This is a genomic window from Actibacterium sp. XHP0104, from assembly GCF_025751515.1.
In the GTDB taxonomy this organism is placed as follows: Bacteria; Pseudomonadota; Alphaproteobacteria; order Rhodobacterales; family Rhodobacteraceae; genus Actibacterium_D.
In genome coordinates this window covers 221817-237395 of the sequence record NZ_JAOWLE010000005.1, presented here as the reverse complement: position 1 = coordinate 237395, position 15579 = coordinate 221817, and the positions used below count along the sequence as shown (strand labels likewise).

The following is a 15579-nucleotide window of genomic DNA, read 5'->3' as shown; positions in this document are numbered from 1 at the left end:
AGTAGGAAAGGAATGCCGTATGGCAGAACGTGAAAACCGCCGGGGTCGCCGCGACGACCGCGACGAGAACCCGGAATTCGCCGATCGCCTGGTTGCGATCAACCGCGTGTCGAAAACCGTTAAAGGTGGTAAACGCTTCGGCTTTGCCGCGCTGGTGGTTGTTGGCGATCAGAAAGGCCGCGTCGGCTTTGGTAAAGGCAAGGCGAAAGAGGTCCCCGAGGCCATTCGCAAAGCCACCGAGCAAGCCAAGCGCAACCTGATCCGCGTGCCGCTGCGCGAGGGCCGCACCCTGCATCACGACATCGAGGGCCGTCACGGCGCCGGTAAGGTCATGATGCGCACCGCCCCTGAAGGTACCGGTATCATCGCCGGTGGCCCGATGCGCGCCGTGTTCGAGATGCTGGGCGTCAAGGACGTGGTGTCGAAATCGATCGGCTCGCAGAACCCCTACAACATGATCCGCGCCACTCTGGACGGTCTGAAGAAAGAAAGCTCGCCTCGCCAGGTCGCTCAGCGCCGTGGCAAGAAGGTGGCCGACATTCTGAAGAAAGACGAAGCGCCGGCTGCCGAAGCCGCCGAAGCGTAAGGAGACCTGAACCATGGGAACCATCGTCGTTAAACAGATCGGCTCGCCGATCCGCCGCCCGGAAAAACAGCGTCAGACCCTGATCGGTCTGGGCCTGAACAAGATGCACCGCGTGCGTGAGCTGGAAGATACCCCCAGCGTCCGCGGCATGATCAACAAGATCCCGCATCTGGTGGAAATCGTCGAAGAGCGCAACTAAGCGATCTTTGAGTGCGAATTCGAAACGCCCCGCAGACCACTGCGGGGCGTTTTTTGTTTCGGTAATTCGAGCGATGGTTGTAGCCTGAGACGGTTAACCATTCCTAAGAGGCCCCGATGCTGAAATCCATTTACGTGCTGGCCGCAATGGCCGCGCTTGCGTCGCCCGGCTGGGCGTTTGATGCGTCTCTGCCGGGGTTGTGGGATCAGTCGACGGTGAACCATGGCGGCGGCTGTCGCAAATCGTCGCCTCCGGGGCAATGCTGCCATATGCAGACCAGCACCGGAATCGTGCACTGCCACTAACGCCCCAGGTCGAACCTGGTGTCGCTGACCGGTTTCGTCTGCCCCGCGAACAGGGCGGAGTGCTGGCGCAGTTCGGAAAACAGCCGGGTCATCAGCGCGCGCACGCGGGATGTCTTTTGCAGGTCGGGATGGGTGAGAACCCACAGCCGCATATCGAGATGCGCAATCGTGTCTGACACCCGCAACAGCCTGTCATCGGCGTCGCCCACATAGCAGGGCAGAAAGCCCAGCCCCAGCCCCTCGGCACAGCCATTCAGCACCGCTCGCGATGCGCGGCTTTGAAACACGGCGCGGGCGACGCCTTCTTCGGCGCTGCGAAACACCAAAGGCACCAGCCAGCCCACGCTGCCTTCGATCAGGCACCAGTCCTGCTCGGCCAGCGGCCGGTCGCCGGCGCGCGCCAGATAGGCCGGGCTGGCATATAGCGCAAAGCGAAAGTCGCAGACCGCGCGGCCAAAGGTGGCATCGGGCGGCTTGCGGGTGGCGCGCACCGCCACCTCGGCCTCGCGGCGCGAGAAATCCAGCGCCGGGGTGCCCGGCGTCAGGTCGATCTGAATGCCCGGGTGGTCGGCGTGAAACCGGGCGATGACGCCGGGCAGGATGTCCTCGGCCATGGCCTCGGGGCTGGTCAGGCGGATCCGGCCGATCAGTTCGCTGTCCTTGCCCAGAACCTCAAGGCCAAAGGCATGCACCTCGCCCTCGATCCGCTCGGCATAGACCATGGCCGCGCGCCCGGCATCGGTGGGCATATAGCCGTGGCGGAACCGGTCAAAGAACCGTACGCCGGCGCGGTCTTCGATGTCGTTGATCTTGCGAAAGACGGTGCTGTGGGTATGGCCCAGCTGCCGCGCGGCGCCAGACAGGCTTTCGCTGCGCCCGATCGCCAGAATGACGGCCAGATCGTTCCATTCCATCCGATCGGTCATAGAGGGCATGTATCATGTCTGTTTTTGCAAAGATATCTTGCGATCATAGCGAATATTTGTGCGAAAAAGAACAGGGCATGATGTTTCTATTCCGGCGCTTCCGCAAAGCCGGTTCTCAGAAACCAAGGAGAAACCCGATGATTGCCCAGCTTGTTCGTTTCAAATCCGGTCTGCCCCGCGCCGAGGTTATCGGCGTCGCCGAAGACCGCCTGCCGATGTATCGCGCCACCCCTGGCCTGGTTCAGAAATACTATCTCGAGTTTCGTGATCAGGATACCTATGGCGGCTTCCTGATCTGGGAAAGCGCCGAGGCCCTGGCCGCCTTTCGCGAAACCGAATTGGCCAAAACCATCGCTTCGGCCTATGGCGCGGTTGATATGCCCGAAGTCAGCATCGGCGACGTGTTCACCATGCTGCGCGACTGACCCGACCGCACCCTGCGCCCCGACGCCCCGCCATGGATGCGGGGCGTTTGCCGTGTGGGGGCAGGGGGCTTGCAACGAAGCCCGCCAAAGCGTATACGCGCCCGGTGGCGCTTGGCGCCCGGAATCAAAACCAAGAAAAGCCGTGTTTGACCAATCCGCTTCGGGGTCATTTCCGGCAAGGAGAAGCGATATGAAACTGCACGAACTGCGCGACAACGAAGGCGCAACCAAGAAACGCATGCGCGTTGGCCGTGGCCCTGGCTCTGGCAAGGGTAAGACGGCTGGCCGTGGTATCAAGGGTCAGAAATCGCGCTCGGGCGTGGCCATCAAGGGCTACGAGGGCGGCCAGATGCCGCTGTACCAGCGCCTGCCCAAGCGTGGCTTCAACAAGCCGAACCGCAAGAAATTCGCCGTCGTCAACCTGGGCCTGATCGAGAAATTCGTCGAGGCCGGCAAGCTGGACGTCAAGGCCGAGATCAACGAAGACGCGCTGATCGCCGCTGGCGTCGTGCGCCGCAAGCTGGACGGTGTCCGGGTTCTGGCCAAGGGTGAAGTGACCTCGAAACTGAACCTGAATGTCACTGGCGCTTCGAAATCGGCCATCGAGGCCGTGGAAAAAGCCGGCGGCTCGCTGAAAGTTGCGGCCGTAGAGGCCGAATAAGAGGTTGTGAGCGGCGCCAAGGCCGCTTACATCCTGTTCAAGTTTTCCAAGCGCCGCCAGACCGGGAAACGGTTTGGCGGCGCTCATGTTCAAGAGACAGGGCATCATGGCATCTGCAGCAGAGCAAATGGCCGCAAACATGAGCTGGGGCGCCTTCGGTAAGGCGACCGAGCTGCGTCAGCGGATTTTCTTCACCCTCGGCCTTCTGATCGTGTACCGGCTGGGCACCTATATCCCGGTTCCGGGCATCGACGGCGTCGCGCTGCGTGATTTCATGGAGCAGGCCAGCCAGGGCCTGGGGGGCATCCTGTCGATGTTCACCGGTGGCGCCCTGGGCCGCATGGGCATCTTTGCCCTGGGGATCATGCCCTACATTTCGGCCTCGATCATTGTGCAGCTGCTGACGGCCATGGTGCCGTCGCTGGAGGCTCTCAAGAAAGAGGGCGAGCCGGGCCGCAAGAAGATCAACCAGTATACCCGCTATGGCACCGTGCTGCTGGCCACGTTCCAGGCCTATGGCATGGCGGTCAGCCTCGAAGGCGGCAGCCTGGCCACCGATCCGGGCTGGTTCTTCCGCGCCTCGACCGTGATCACCCTGGTGGGCGGCACGATGTTCCTGATGTGGCTGGGCGAGCAGATCACCGCCCGCGGCGTCGGCAACGGCATCTCGCTGATCATCTTTGTCGGCATCATCGCCCAGATCCCCGCCGCCATGGCGCAGTTCCTGTCGCAGGGCCGTTCGGGCGCGGTGTCGCCCGCCGTGATCCTGCTGGTGGTGGTGATGATCATCGCGCTGTTGGCGTTCGTGGTGTTCATGGAAAGGGCCTTGCGAAAGATCCATATCCAGTATCCCCGCCGCCAGGTCGGCATGAAGATCTACGACGGTGGCTCGTCGCACCTGCCGATCAAGGTCAACCCCGCAGGCGTTATCCCGGCGATCTTCGCCTCGTCGCTGCTGCTGCTGCCGACCACGATCGCGACCTTCTCGCAGGGCTCGCAAAGCGGCCCGATCATGAGCACCCTGCTGGCCTATTTCGGGCCCGGACAGCCGCTCTACCTGCTGTTCTTTGCGGGCATGATCGTGTTCTTTGCCTATTTCTATACCTACAACGTCGCCTTCAAATCGGATGACGTGGCCGACAACCTGAAAAACCAGAACGGCTTTATCCCTGGCATCCGTCCGGGCAAGCGCACCGCCGAGTATCTCGATTACGTCGTCACGCGGGTGCTGGTGATCGGGTCGGGCTATCTGGCGCTGGTTTGCCTCTTGCCCGAGATCATGCGCACGCAGCTGGCGATCCCAGTCTATTTCGGCGGCACCTCGGTTCTGATCGTCGTGTCGGTGACCATGGATACGATCCAACAGGTTCAGTCGCATCTGCTGGCGCACCAGTATGAGGGCCTGATCGAGAAATCGCAGCTGCGCGGCAAGGGCGCCAAGCGCAAGGCCAAGAAACGGCCCGTCCGCCGCTGATCGGCGCGCAGTCGCCGCAAACAACATCACCGGCCGAGAGCAGGGCTTCCCGCTCTCGGCCGGTGTCGTTTCGGCGGGTATTTCGCCGAAATCAAATCCGTGCTTGACAAAGCCCTGCCGACCCCTTGACCTTGTGCTGAAAAGGTCCTACGGACAGGCCTCTCGTATGAGAATCGTCTTGAGTCTGTCCGGGCACCCGCCCAATCACTAAGACGAGTTAGCCGTTGCCCGAAGGCTTTGCCGCTTTTCGGGCTTCAGTTGTGAAAAAAGGTTCTGGAGCTACGGAACCGCAACCAGAGGAAGACCGTCTTGGCACGTATTGCTGGCGTAAACATCCCGACGGGGAAACGCGTCCCCATCGCACTGACCTATATCACCGGTATCGGCGCCCACAGCGCTTCGCAGATCTGCGAAGCCGTTGGCATCGAAGCCACCCGCCGCGTCAATGAACTGTCGGATTCCGAAGTTCTGGCGATCCGCGAACATATCGACGCCAACTACACCGTCGAAGGCGACCTGCGCCGCGAAGTTCAGATGAACATCAAGCGCCTGATGGACCTGGGCTGCTACCGCGGTCTGCGCCACCGTCGCAACCTGCCCGTGCGCGGCCAGCGCACCCACACCAACGCCCGCACCCGCAAGGGCCCGGCGAAGCCGATCGCCGGCAAGAAGAAGTAAGGGGAGGCAGGAACAATGGCTCGCGATAAGACCCGCATTAAACGCAAAGAGCGTAAAAACATCGCCGCTGGCGTGGCGCATGTGAACAGCTCGTTCAACAACACCAAGATCCTGATCTCGGACGTGCAAGGCAACGCCATCTCGTGGTCGTCGGCCGGCACCATGGGCTTCAAAGGCTCGCGTAAATCGACCCCCTATGCCGCCCAGATGGCTGCAGAGGACGCAGGCAAGAAAGCCCAGGAACATGGTGTGAAAACCCTCGAAGTCGAAGTTCAGGGCCCCGGTTCGGGCCGTGAGTCGGCCCTGCGCGCGCTGGCTGCCGTCGGTTTCAACATCACCTCGATCCGTGATGTGACCCCGATCGCGCACAACGGCTGCCGCCCGCCGAAACGCCGCCGCGTCTGATTTCGTTTCTACTGCCCGGGCCGCGCGGTTTCCGCACGGCCCGGTTTCGTCATTTTTCACCTCGGGCGTTCGCGACTTTGGACATGGGCGCGAACAAGAATTGAGGAGACAGGCATGATCCACAAGAATTGGCAGGAACTTATCAAGCCGACCCAGCTGGACGTGAAACCGGGTAACGACCCCGCGCGTCAGGCGACCGTGATCGCCGAACCGCTGGAGCGTGGCTATGGTTTGACCCTGGGCAACGCCCTGCGCCGCATCCTGCTGTCGTCGCTGCAAGGCGCCGCCATCACCAGCGTTCAGATCGACAACGTCCTGCACGAGTTTTCCAGCGTCGCCGGTGTGCGTGAAGACGTCACCGACATCGTTCTGAACCTCAAGGGCGTCGCCATCCGCATGGAAGTCGAAGGCCCCAAGCGCGTTTCGATCGCCGCCAAAGGCCCCGGTGCCGTGACCGCCGGCCAGATCTCGGAAACCGCCGGCATCGAGGTGCTGAACAAGGACCACGTGATCTGCCACCTGGACGAAGGCGCCGACCTGTTCATGGAACTGACCGTGAATACCGGCAAAGGCTATGTCTCGGCTGACAAGAACAAGCCCGAGGATGCCCCGATCGGCCTGATGCCGATCGACGCGATCTATTCGCCGGTGAAAAAGGTTGCCTATGACGTGCAGCCCACCCGCGAAGGCCAGGTGCTGGACTATGACAAGCTGACCCTGAAGATCGAAACCGATGGTTCGATCACCCCCGAGGACGCGATCGCCTTTGCCGCCCGCATCCTGCAGGACCAGCTGTCGATCTTCGTCAACTTTGACGAGCCCGAAGCCGCCGGCCGCCAGGACGAAGACGATGGCCTGGAGTTCAACCCGCTGCTGCTCAAGAAAGTGGACGAGCTGGAACTGTCGGTCCGTTCGGCAAACTGCCTGAAGAACGACAACATCGTCTATATCGGCGACCTGATCCAGAAAACCGAAGCCGAGATGCTGCGCACCCCGAACTTCGGCCGCAAGTCGCTGAACGAGATCAAAGAGGTTCTGTCGGGCATGGGCCTGCACCTTGGCATGGATGTCGAGGAATGGCCGCCGGAGAACATCGAAGACCTGGCCAAGAAATTCGAAGACCAGTTCTGATCCATTCGCGGGGCCGTTCGCGGCCCCGCATCAACCGGGCAATCCCGCCCCAAGGAGAGTGGCTGACACGCATCGGCCGCCAGACAAAGCAAAAACCTGAAGAAGGAATTAGAAAATGCGTCATGCTCGTGGCTATCGCCGTCTGAACCGCACCCATGAACACCGCAAGGCCCTGTTCGCCAACATGGCTGGCTCGCTGATCGAACACGAACAGATCAAGACCACCCTGCCCAAGGCGAAAGAACTGCGCCCGATCATCGAAAAGCTGATCACCCTGGGCAAGCGCGGCGACCTGCACGCCCGCCGTCAGGCTGCCTCGCGTCTGAAACAGGATGCCTATGTGGCCAAACTGTTCGACGTGCTAGGCCCCCGCTACAAAGAACGCCAGGGCGGCTATGTCCGTATCCTCAAGGCTGGTTTCCGTTATGGCGACATGGCCCCGATGGCGATCATCGAATTCGTCGACCGTGACCCGGCCGCCAAAGGCGCCGCCGACAAGGCCCGCGTCGAGGCCGAACTGGCCGCCTACGAAGAAGAATAAGACTTATCCGGCCAGCCCGGAAAAGCGAAACCCCGCCGGTTCGGCGGGGTTTTTCGTTTCTGGCAGTGGTAAGAATCAAGCGGCGACATTCAACTCAGGGTTGCTGGGTTGGGTGCGGCTAATGGCCTCTGCCAACATCTGCCGCAACTGGGCATCCTCGACCGGCGTTGCGCCCAAGAACTCAAGCAGATCAACGCGAATCCCGGCAGGTAGCCGCATCAACTGTGCAAACAGGTTTGGATGAATGGTATTCACGGGCTACTCCCGACTCTCATATACTCGTGTTCCTATGCGTCAATTTAAGGTTGACTGAGTTTGAAGCAACTTGTCTAAAAAGACATGTTCGAAAAGTCAGTGTTTGATCGCGAGTTGCGGAAGTTGGATCCCTTGGCCCCCCAAGGGTACAACATCGGATTGCACATCCGGTTTACGTCTCCGTTGATGACCTTTCAGACCTATGACCCTGACTGGCTGAGCTACTACACCGACCACGGTTATGTTCTACGCGACCCCGTTGTCGCGTGGGGCTTCGCAACCACCGGAGCAACGCGGTGGAGCAATAAGTTTATCCCGGATCCCTTCGGCATCTTCAAAAAAGCCGCAAAATTCGGGTTGAGGTATGGCGTGACGATCTCCTGTGGGCCTATCAGCTCCAGGACTATTGCGAGCTTGGCACGAGCAGATCGGGAATTCACTGACGCCGAAATGGAACAAGCCGAAGCGATTGTTCGCAGGCTTCATGAAATGACCGAGCCACCGCAAGAGCTTACCCAAGCTCAGATCGAAGCGCTTAAACTGATTGCGGATGGCGACCGGCACGCAGCTGCTGCTGCAAAGCTGGGAATCTCGGAAAGTGCACTGAAAGCGCGGCTGAACTCTGCGCGACAACGCCTGATGGCACGCACAACTGCCGAAGCGATTCAACGAGCGAAAGACTACAGGCTGCTCTGAAAAGCAAACTCGCCCTCCGCAAGGTTACTACCACCCCAACTTAACTTTGCAGGAGGCTCTCATGCTTACCACTACCCTCTCTTTCGAAAACATCCACAACCATGGCGAGTTGTTCGCGAACATGCTTCGCGCACGTCGCGAGCTGTTCATCGAGCAGAACAAATGGGATCTGCCCGAGGCCCTGGGAATGGAATACGACCAGTACGACACCCCGGCCAGCCGTTGGGTCGTCGTGCATGACGAGTTCGGCCAGGTTCTGGCCGGCAACCGTCTGACCCCCACCACGGCCAAATGCGGGATCTACACCTACATGATCCGCGATGCGCAAAAGGGGCTGCTCAACACCATCCCGGCCAACCTGCTTTATGATGAGGCACCGGTGTCGGACATGGTCTGGGAAAGCTCGCGCCTGTTTGTGTCGCAGCGGGTGCCTCTGGCACAGCGCCGGCCGATCTACTTCAAGCTGGTGCTTGAACTGACCAAGGCCGCGCGTTCGCTGGGCGCCAGCAGCTGTGTGACCCTGCTGAACGCCAACTGGCCGCTGTGGTCCAAGCGCGTGGGCGTCGACATGACGGCCATGGGTCCGGTGATGGAGATCGACGGCATCAACAACCAGGTTGTGTCGATGAACTTTGCGTCGAACCTGCACTAAGCGCAGATATAAAATGCGGCCCTCCGTCCTTGTGGCGGGGGGCGCAAACCTGTTGAAACCCAACGGGGGCAGGCGCATATCCGATACCTGACCTATCGGAGCCAACCATGCTACCCGCCGCTGATTCCCCTGGCCCTCTGGGCAACGCTAGCGCTTTCGGCTGTGACCGGGGCGCGCTAGGGTAGGGCCATGGCAGATCTGTTCGATCAAATCCCCGCCGCCCAACCGGGCAAAGAGGCGCCGCGCCCCCTGGCCGACCGGCTGCGCCCGCGCAAGCTGGCTCAGGTGATCGGGCAGGAGCAGGTGCTTGGCCCCGACGCGCCGCTGGGGGTGATGCTGGCCTCGAACAGTCTGGGCTCGCTGATCTTCTGGGGGCCGCCGGGCGTGGGCAAGACCACGATTGCGCGCCTGTTGGCCGATGAGACCGATCTGCATTTCGTGCAGATCAGCGCGATTTTCACAGGCGTGCCCGAGCTGCGCAAAGTGTTCGAGGCGGCCAAGATCCGCCGCGCGAACGGGCAGGGGACGCTGTTGTTCGTGGACGAGATCCACCGCTTTAACAAGGCGCAGCAGGACGGGTTCCTGCCCCATATGGAGGATGGCACCATCCTGCTGGTTGGCGCCACGACCGAGAACCCCAGTTTCGAGTTGAACGCCGCGTTGCTTAGCCGGTCGCAGGTTCTGGTGCTGAAACGGCTGGACCTGACCGATCTGGAACTGCTGGCGCAACGCGCCGAAAAGGAACTGGGCCGCGCGCTGCCCCTGAATGGCCCGGCGCGCGAACAGCTGTTGGAAATGGCAGATGGCGATGGTCGCGCCCTGCTGAACCTGATCGAACAAGTCGCGGCGTGGAAGACCGACAAGCCCTTGGCGCCCGACCAGTTGGCCACCCGCCTGATGAAGCGCGCGGCGAAATACGACAAATCGGGCGACGAGCATTACAACCTGATCTCTGCCCTGCACAAATCGGTGCGCGGGTCTGATCCCGACGCGGCGCTCTACTGGTTCACCCGGATGCTGGAAGGCGGCGAAGACCCGCGCTATCTGGCGCGTCGCGTCACCCGCATGGCGGTCGAGGATATCGGCCTGGCCGACCCCGCCGCCCAGCGTCACTGCCTGGATGCCTGGGCCACATACGAACGTCTTGGCAGCCCCGAGGGCGAGCTGGCGCTGGCGCAGGCGGTGATCTACCTGGCGCTGGCCCCCAAATCGAACGCGGCCTACGTGGCCTATAAACAGGCCCGCGCCGCCGCCCGCAAAACCGGCAGCGAGCCGCCGCCCAAACACATCCTCAACGCGCCGACGTCGCTGATGAAGGACCAGGGCTATGGCGACGGCTATGCCTATGACCACGACGCCGAGGATGGCTTCTCGGGGCAGCACTATTTCCCCGACGGCATGAAACACGGCGTCTATTACACCCCCGTCGAACGCGGCTATGAGCGCGAGCTGAAAAAGCGCGTCGATTACTTTGCCAAACTGCGCGCAAAACGGCAGGGCGGTTGACATCCGCCGCGCCCGGCCCGAGAGAGACCCCATGATGACAGTTCTGGCACAAGTGGCACTGGGCGGCGCGATCGGCGCCTGCGCCCGTTACCTGACAGGTCTGGGGGCCACCCGCCTGATGGGGCATGGATTCCCCTGGGGCACGCTGACGGTGAACGTGGTGGGCTCTTTCCTAATGGGGGTGCTGGTGGTGCTGCTGGCCGTGAAATTCGGCAACCGCTATGCGCCGCTGTTGATGACCGGGCTGTTGGGTGGGTTCACCACCTTTTCGGCCTTTTCGCTGGATGCGATCACCCTGTTCGAACGCGGGCAGGTGATGGTCGCTGGCGTTTACGTGCTGGCCTCGGTGGTGCTGTCTTTGGCGGCGATCGTGCTGGCGATGATGATGATGCGCGGGGTATTCGCATGACCGGGGTTCAGACCGTCGAGGTGACCAGCGACGAGGGCGATCAGCGGCTGGACCGCTGGTTCCGCCGCCGCTTTCCCCATGTCAGCCAGGGCCGCATCGAAAAGATGTGCCGCAAGGGCGAAATCCGCGTCGATGGCGGCCGGGTGAAACCGGCCAGCCGGGTCGAGACCGGCCAGATGGTGCGCGTGCCGCCGCTGCCCGATCCGGGCGAGGTGACATCGCAGCCCAAGCCCAAGGTCTCGGACGCCGACGCCAAGATGATCCAGGCCTGTGTGCTGTATCGCGACGATCACATCATCGCGCTGAACAAGCCGCCCGGCCTGCCCACCCAGGGCGGCACGGGGCAAACCCGCCATGTCGATGGCCTGGCCGAGGCGCTGAAATTCGGGCTCGACGACAAGCCGCGCCTCGTGCACCGGCTGGACAAGGACACCTCGGGCGTGCTGCTGCTGGCGCGCACACGCTCGGTTGCCGCCGCACTGACCGGCGCGTTCCGGGCGCGTGATACCCGCAAGATTTACTGGGCCGCCGTCGCGGGCCAGCCCAAGCCCGCCATGGGCACGGTGCGCTATGGTCTGGTCAAGGCGCCCGGTCACGGTGCCAAGGGCGAGGCGGAAAAGATGCTGTGCATCCATCCGCGCGACGTCGACAAGACCCCCGACGCGAAACGCGCAGTCACCGATTACGCGGTGCTGTCGGGCCTGGGCGGCCGGGTCAGCTGGGTCGCGCTGGTGCCGGTGACGGGCCGCACGCACCAGCTGCGCGCCCATATGGCCGAGATGGGCCACCCGATCATCGGCGACGGCAAATATGGCGGCTCGGGCCAGGAAAACCTGGGCGACGGCTGGGGTGCCCAGCTGGGCGGAGAGATCAGCCGCAAGCTGCACCTGCATGCCCGGATGATCTCTCTGACGCATCCTGTGACGGGCAACCGGCTGGAAATCACCGCACCCCTGCCGCCGCATATGGAACGCACCTGGGAAACGCTGGATTGGCGCGAGGCCGATGTGCCCGCCGACCCCTTTGACGAGATCGAATGACCCGCCTGAAACTGGTGATCTTTGACGTCGATGGCACGCTGGTCGACAGCCAGGCCCATATCAAGGGCGCCATGGCGGCGGCCTTTGCCGAACAGGGCCTGCCTGCGCCGCACGACATGCTGGGCATTGTCGGCCTGTCTCTGCCCGAGGCCATGGCCCGGCTGGCGCCCCAGCTTGACGATCCCACCCGCGCGACCATGGTTGCCACCTACAAACAGGCCTTTCACGACCTGCGTGCGGCCGATCTGCCCTCGCCGCTTTATCCCGGTGCCCGTGCGGCGCTGGATGCGCTAAGGGCGCGTGACGAGGTGCTGCTGGGTCTGGCGACGGGCAAATCGCGCAAGGGGCTGGATCACGTGATCGAGGCGCATGACCTGGGCCGGTATTTCGTCACCCAACAGGTGGCCGATCATCACCCCTCGAAACCGCATCCGTCGATGGTGTTGACCGCGCTGGCCGAAACAGGCGTGGAACCCGGCGATGCGGTCGTGATAGGGGATACCAGCTTTGATATGGACATGGCGCGCGCCGCGGGCGTGACCGGCATCGGGGTTAGCTGGGGCTATCACCCGCGCCCTGCACTGGCCGCCGCTGCACGGGTGCTGGATCGCTTTGACGACCTGCTGCCGACGCTGGACGAACTATGGAGAAACACATGAGCGGATGGGCGAAGAAACGGTTCTGGAAAGAGGCCACCGTTACCGAGGATGACAACGGGTTCGGCGTGGTGCTGGACGGGCGGGTGCTGAAGACCCCGGCCAAGGCCACGCTGATCCTGCCGACCCGCCCGCTGGCCGAGGCCATCGCCGCCGAATGGGCCGCCGTCGAGGCCGAGATCGACCCCGCCAAGATGCCCTGCACACGCTCGGCCAACGCCGCCATCGACAAGGTGACGCCGCAACATGCCGAAGTGGCCGGGCTGATCGCCGCCTATGGCGATTCCGATCTGCTGTGCTATCGCGCCGAAACGCCCGAGGGGCTGATCGCCCGCCAGGCCGAGACCTGGGACCCCTATCTTGACCGGGCCGCGCGCGATCTGGGCGCGCCGCTTGAGGTGCATCGCGGCGTTGTCCACTGTGCCCAGCCCGCCGACAGCATCGCCCGCCTGACGGGCGAGGTGCGCGCCTTTACCCCGTTCGAGCTGACCGCCCTGCATGACCTGGTGTCGCTCAGCGGGTCTTTGGTGCTGGGTTTTGCCGCCAGCGAGGGTTGGGCCAGCCCCGAAGAGATCTGGCGCGCCTCGCGCGTTGACGAGACCTGGCAAGAGGAACAATGGGGCATCGACGAAGAAGCCGCCGAGATGGCCGAGGCCAAACGCCGCGATTTCCTGCACGCCCACCGTTTCCTCACCCTGTGCCGCGCCTAGGGGCCAATTGGCCCCCGCGACGCAGGATCACATCTCGGTGTGCCGCTTTACCTTGACGGGTTTCGCTTTATCCGCCCAAACTTACCCCTATATAGGGGGATGATTGACCGAGTGAACGATTGGGCCAGTCCCGCAGGCAGGGCAGAGCCGAAAAACACAAAGATCGGGAAGAGGTAACATCGCAATGATTAAATCCCTGTCTCTGGGTGTGCTGGCCGCGGCCTTTATGGCCTTGGGCGCCAGCGCCGGGACGTTGGATCGTGTGAAAGCGAGCGGAACGGTGAAATGTGGCGTCGATCCGACGCTGGTCGGTTTCGCCGCGACCGATACCAACGGGGTGTGGCGCGGCTTTGACGTCGATTTCTGCCGCGCCGTGGCGGCGGCCGCGCTGGGCGATCCGGCGGCGGTCAGCTATGTCGAGGTTTCGGCCAAGACCCGGTTCGAGGCGCTCTTGTCGGGCGAGATCGACCTGCTGGCGCGCAAAACCACCTGGACCTTCGTCAACGATGTCAGCCGCGAGCTGGATTTCGCCGGCATCAGCTATTACGACGGTCAGGGCTTTATGGTGCGTAAGTCCGCCGGCGTGACCTCGGCCAAGGAACTGGAGGGCCGCAAGATCTGCGTGCAAACCGGCTCGACCAGCGAGCTGAACATGGCCGATTTCTTCCGCGTCAACAACATCACCTACCAACCCGTACTGGTCGAAAGCGCGGCTGACGCCCATCAGAAATATGTCGCGGGTGACTGCGATGTCTATTCGACCGATGCGTCCGGCCTGGCCGCGACGCGCGCCACCTTTGTCGACCCCGACGCGCATATCCTGCTGCCCGAGGTGATCTCGAAAGAGCCCCTTGGCCCCGTGGTGCGCCATGGCGACGAACAATGGGCCGATCTGGTGCGCTGGACGCTCAACGCCCTGATCACCGCCGAAGAGCTGGGCGTGAACTCTGCCAATGTCGAGGAACTGGCCGCCAATTCCGACAACCCCGAGGTGCGCCGCCTGTTGGGCGCCGAGGGCGCGATGGGTGAAACGCTGGGCCTGACGCCCGACTGGGCCAAGATGGCGATCATGGCCGGCGGCAATTACGGCGAGATCTTTGAGCGCAACATCGGCGAGGCCACCCCGATCCGCCTGTCGCGCGGGCTGAACGCGCTATGGACGCATGGCGGGCTGATTTACTCGCCGCCCTTCCGTTAATCGGTCATATCGGCCGGGATCGCGAAATCGACAACCCGGCCGGTGCCGAACCGCACCTCTGACCATCGGCGTGCCGGAAAATCCGCGACCAGCGTCGCGCAGGTCGGATAGGCGTGAAAGCTTGGGTGGCGCGGTTGTTCGGCCAGCAGGTCCGATGCGAAATCTCCGATCCCCGGGTTATGACCCAGCATCATCACCGTCGAGGGCGGGCAGCGATGCAGAACCGCCAGCATCGTGTCGGCGCTGGCGTGATACAGCTTTGGCTCGGGGTGCAGGGGCGGCATATCTGTGCCGCCGAAAATGGGCGCCATCCTGTCCCAGGTTTCCAGAGTGCGCCGTGCGGTCGAGCTGACCACCAGCGCGGGCCGGTGCCCATGGGTGGCCAGAAACCGCGCCATCAGCGGCGCCGTCGCCCGGCCCCGGCGGTTCAGCACCCGATCATGATCGTCCACCATCAGATCGTCCCAGCTGGACTTGGCATGGCGAACAAGGATCAGGCGCAAACTCATGGATAAAAGGCTTTCATATGAAACGCAGATTGTTCGGTCATCCTGCCATAGCTTGCGCTGATCGGACAGGCCCGGCGGACGGCGCAGCCCGAATTCATGCAGTCCTCCCCCCCGGGGCCGCCAAGCCATCCGTGACAGGCGGCCACGTCGTACCCGTCGGCCAGCGCGTCCACCGGGCAGGCGTCGCGGCAGGGCTGGTCTGGGCAGCTGTCACAGGGGCAGGGCGGGGGCGGGGGCAGCTCAAGGCGCTGACGCAGCGCCAGGGCGCCGCGATACGACACCATCAGCCCGGCCACGTCATGCACCAGCAACGTCACCGGCGAGGCCCAGGCCCGGCCGCTGCGTTTCGCCCAGTCGATAAAGGGCGGCCAGGGCGGCCCGTCTGACGGAAAGATCGCGCGCCCGCCGGTCTCGGCGGCGACGGCCCCGATCATCCGCTTTGACCAACGATCCAGCGGGTCGGCAGCGCCGTCGGCATATTCGGGGCTGGCGCTGAAACGCGGCCAGAACCCCGGCTCTCGCGGGCCGATCAAGATCAGCGTGGCACAGCCTTCGGGGGCATTGTCGTCGGCATCGGGATGAAACGCGCCGAACACGGCCAGCCCGTCACGGGCCAG

The 15579-nt window shown here is 63.0% G+C and carries 22 protein-coding genes; 18 read left to right on the top strand and 4 right to left on the bottom strand.

The genetic code is table 11. The annotated features are described in order from the left end of the window. Positions 1–19: 19 nt before the first annotated feature. From rpsE to OE856_RS10245, 3 genes are all read left to right on the top strand, one after another. Complete coding sequence (gene rpsE, locus OE856_RS10255; RefSeq protein ID WP_263716005.1) at positions 20–586, top strand: 30S ribosomal protein S5; 567 nt, start codon at positions 20–22, stop codon at positions 584–586. Between the two features lie 13 nt (positions 587–599). Further along, positions 600–785 carry a 50S ribosomal protein L30 gene (rpmD, locus tag OE856_RS10250; RefSeq protein WP_263716004.1) on the top strand — a complete coding sequence of 62 codons (186 nt, stop codon included), beginning with the start codon at positions 600–602 and terminating at the stop codon, positions 783–785. A 116-nt stretch (positions 786–901) separates the two neighbouring features. Further along, positions 902–1090: a hypothetical protein gene (locus OE856_RS10245; protein WP_263716003.1), complete on the top strand. Its 189-nt coding sequence runs from the start codon at positions 902–904 to the stop codon at positions 1088–1090. On the opposite strand, the gene OE856_RS10240 is transcribed toward OE856_RS10245, so the two are convergent. Further along, positions 1087–2025 carry a LysR family transcriptional regulator gene (locus OE856_RS10240; RefSeq protein ID WP_263716002.1) on the bottom strand — a complete coding sequence of 313 codons (939 nt, stop codon included), beginning with the start codon at positions 2023–2025 and terminating at the stop codon, positions 1087–1089. The two genes, OE856_RS10245 and OE856_RS10240, sit on opposite strands and share 4 nt — an antisense overlap. Positions 2026–2153: 128 nt before the next feature. On the opposite strand from OE856_RS10240, the gene OE856_RS10235 reads away from it, so the two are divergent. The 7 genes from OE856_RS10235 to rplQ all read left to right on the top strand — a co-directional run bounded on the left by OE856_RS10235 (position 2154) and on the right by rplQ (position 7331). After that, complete coding sequence (locus OE856_RS10235; RefSeq protein ID WP_263716001.1) at positions 2154–2441, top strand: hypothetical protein; 288 nt, start codon at positions 2154–2156, stop codon at positions 2439–2441. Between the two features lie 190 nt (positions 2442–2631). Continuing rightward, positions 2632–3102 carry a 50S ribosomal protein L15 gene (gene rplO, locus OE856_RS10230; RefSeq protein WP_263716000.1) on the top strand — a complete coding sequence of 157 codons (471 nt, stop codon included), beginning with the start codon at positions 2632–2634 and terminating at the stop codon, positions 3100–3102. 106 nt (positions 3103–3208) lie between these two features. Continuing rightward, positions 3209–4576 (top strand): preprotein translocase subunit SecY, encoded by a 1368-nt coding sequence (gene secY, locus OE856_RS10225; RefSeq protein WP_263715999.1) that lies wholly within the window; start codon positions 3209–3211, stop codon positions 4574–4576. A 309-nt stretch (positions 4577–4885) separates the two neighbouring features. Then, entirely contained in the window at positions 4886–5254 is a 369-nt protein-coding gene (gene rpsM / locus OE856_RS10220) for a 30S ribosomal protein S13 (protein WP_263715998.1), read from the top strand. A 15-nt stretch (positions 5255–5269) separates the two neighbouring features. Beyond that, the gene (rpsK, locus tag OE856_RS10215; protein WP_263715997.1) at positions 5270–5659 is read left to right on the top strand and encodes a 30S ribosomal protein S11; all 390 of its coding nucleotides are present in this window, start codon (positions 5270–5272) and stop codon (positions 5657–5659) included. Positions 5660–5773: 114 nt separating this feature from the next. Beyond that, on the top strand, positions 5774–6790 hold the full coding sequence (locus OE856_RS10210; protein ID WP_263715996.1) for a DNA-directed RNA polymerase subunit alpha: 1017 nt from the start codon (positions 5774–5776) through the stop codon (positions 6788–6790). 115 nt (positions 6791–6905) lie between these two features. Further along, on the top strand, positions 6906–7331 hold the full coding sequence (gene rplQ, locus OE856_RS10205; protein ID WP_263715995.1) for a 50S ribosomal protein L17: 426 nt from the start codon (positions 6906–6908) through the stop codon (positions 7329–7331). Positions 7332–7406: 75 nt separating this feature from the next. Here rplQ and OE856_RS10200 read toward each other — a convergent pair whose 3' ends face one another. Further along, positions 7407–7586 carry a hypothetical protein gene (locus OE856_RS10200; protein ID WP_263715994.1) on the bottom strand — a complete coding sequence of 60 codons (180 nt, stop codon included), beginning with the start codon at positions 7584–7586 and terminating at the stop codon, positions 7407–7409. Between the two features lie 84 nt (positions 7587–7670). Here OE856_RS10200 and OE856_RS10195 point away from each other — a divergent pair, with 84 nt between their 5' ends. From OE856_RS10195 to OE856_RS10160, 8 genes are all read left to right on the top strand, one after another. After that, on the top strand, positions 7671–8282 hold the full coding sequence (locus OE856_RS10195) for a helix-turn-helix transcriptional regulator (protein WP_263715993.1): 612 nt from the start codon (positions 7671–7673) through the stop codon (positions 8280–8282). A 61-nt stretch (positions 8283–8343) separates the two neighbouring features. Then, positions 8344–8934: an acyl-homoserine-lactone synthase gene (locus OE856_RS10190; RefSeq protein ID WP_263715992.1), complete on the top strand. Its 591-nt coding sequence runs from the start codon at positions 8344–8346 to the stop codon at positions 8932–8934. A gap of 189 nt (positions 8935–9123) precedes the next feature. After that, positions 9124–10440 carry a replication-associated recombination protein A gene (locus OE856_RS10185; protein WP_263715991.1) on the top strand — a complete coding sequence of 439 codons (1317 nt, stop codon included), beginning with the start codon at positions 9124–9126 and terminating at the stop codon, positions 10438–10440. Between the two features lie 31 nt (positions 10441–10471). Next, entirely contained in the window at positions 10472–10849 is a 378-nt protein-coding gene (gene crcB / locus OE856_RS10180) for a fluoride efflux transporter CrcB (protein WP_263715990.1), read from the top strand. Then, entirely contained in the window at positions 10846–11889 is a 1044-nt protein-coding gene (locus tag OE856_RS10175; protein WP_263715989.1) for an RluA family pseudouridine synthase, read from the top strand. Before crcB ends, OE856_RS10175 begins: the two co-directional genes overlap by 4 nt. Continuing rightward, complete coding sequence (locus tag OE856_RS10170; protein WP_263715988.1) at positions 11886–12548, top strand: HAD-IA family hydrolase; 663 nt, start codon at positions 11886–11888, stop codon at positions 12546–12548. Before OE856_RS10175 ends, OE856_RS10170 begins: the two co-directional genes overlap by 4 nt. After that, positions 12545–13255, top strand: a complete 711-nt coding sequence (locus tag OE856_RS10165) for an ATP12 family chaperone protein (protein WP_263715987.1) — start codon at positions 12545–12547, stop codon at positions 13253–13255. The genes OE856_RS10170 and OE856_RS10165 overlap by 4 nt, the downstream gene beginning before the upstream one ends. Positions 13256–13439: 184 nt before the next feature. Further along, positions 13440–14453 (top strand): amino acid ABC transporter substrate-binding protein, encoded by a 1014-nt coding sequence (locus OE856_RS10160; protein WP_263715986.1) that lies wholly within the window; start codon positions 13440–13442, stop codon positions 14451–14453. Here OE856_RS10160 and OE856_RS10155 read toward each other — a convergent pair. Both OE856_RS10155 and OE856_RS10150 read right to left on the bottom strand, forming a co-directional pair. Beyond that, positions 14450–14962 (bottom strand): SixA phosphatase family protein, encoded by a 513-nt coding sequence (locus OE856_RS10155; protein ID WP_263715984.1) that lies wholly within the window; start codon positions 14960–14962, stop codon positions 14450–14452. The two genes, OE856_RS10160 and OE856_RS10155, sit on opposite strands and share 4 nt — an antisense overlap. Then, positions 14959–15558: a ferredoxin gene (locus OE856_RS10150; RefSeq protein ID WP_263715983.1), complete on the bottom strand. Its 600-nt coding sequence runs from the start codon at positions 15556–15558 to the stop codon at positions 14959–14961. The genes OE856_RS10155 and OE856_RS10150 overlap by 4 nt, the downstream gene beginning before the upstream one ends. Positions 15559–15579 lie beyond the last annotated feature (21 nt).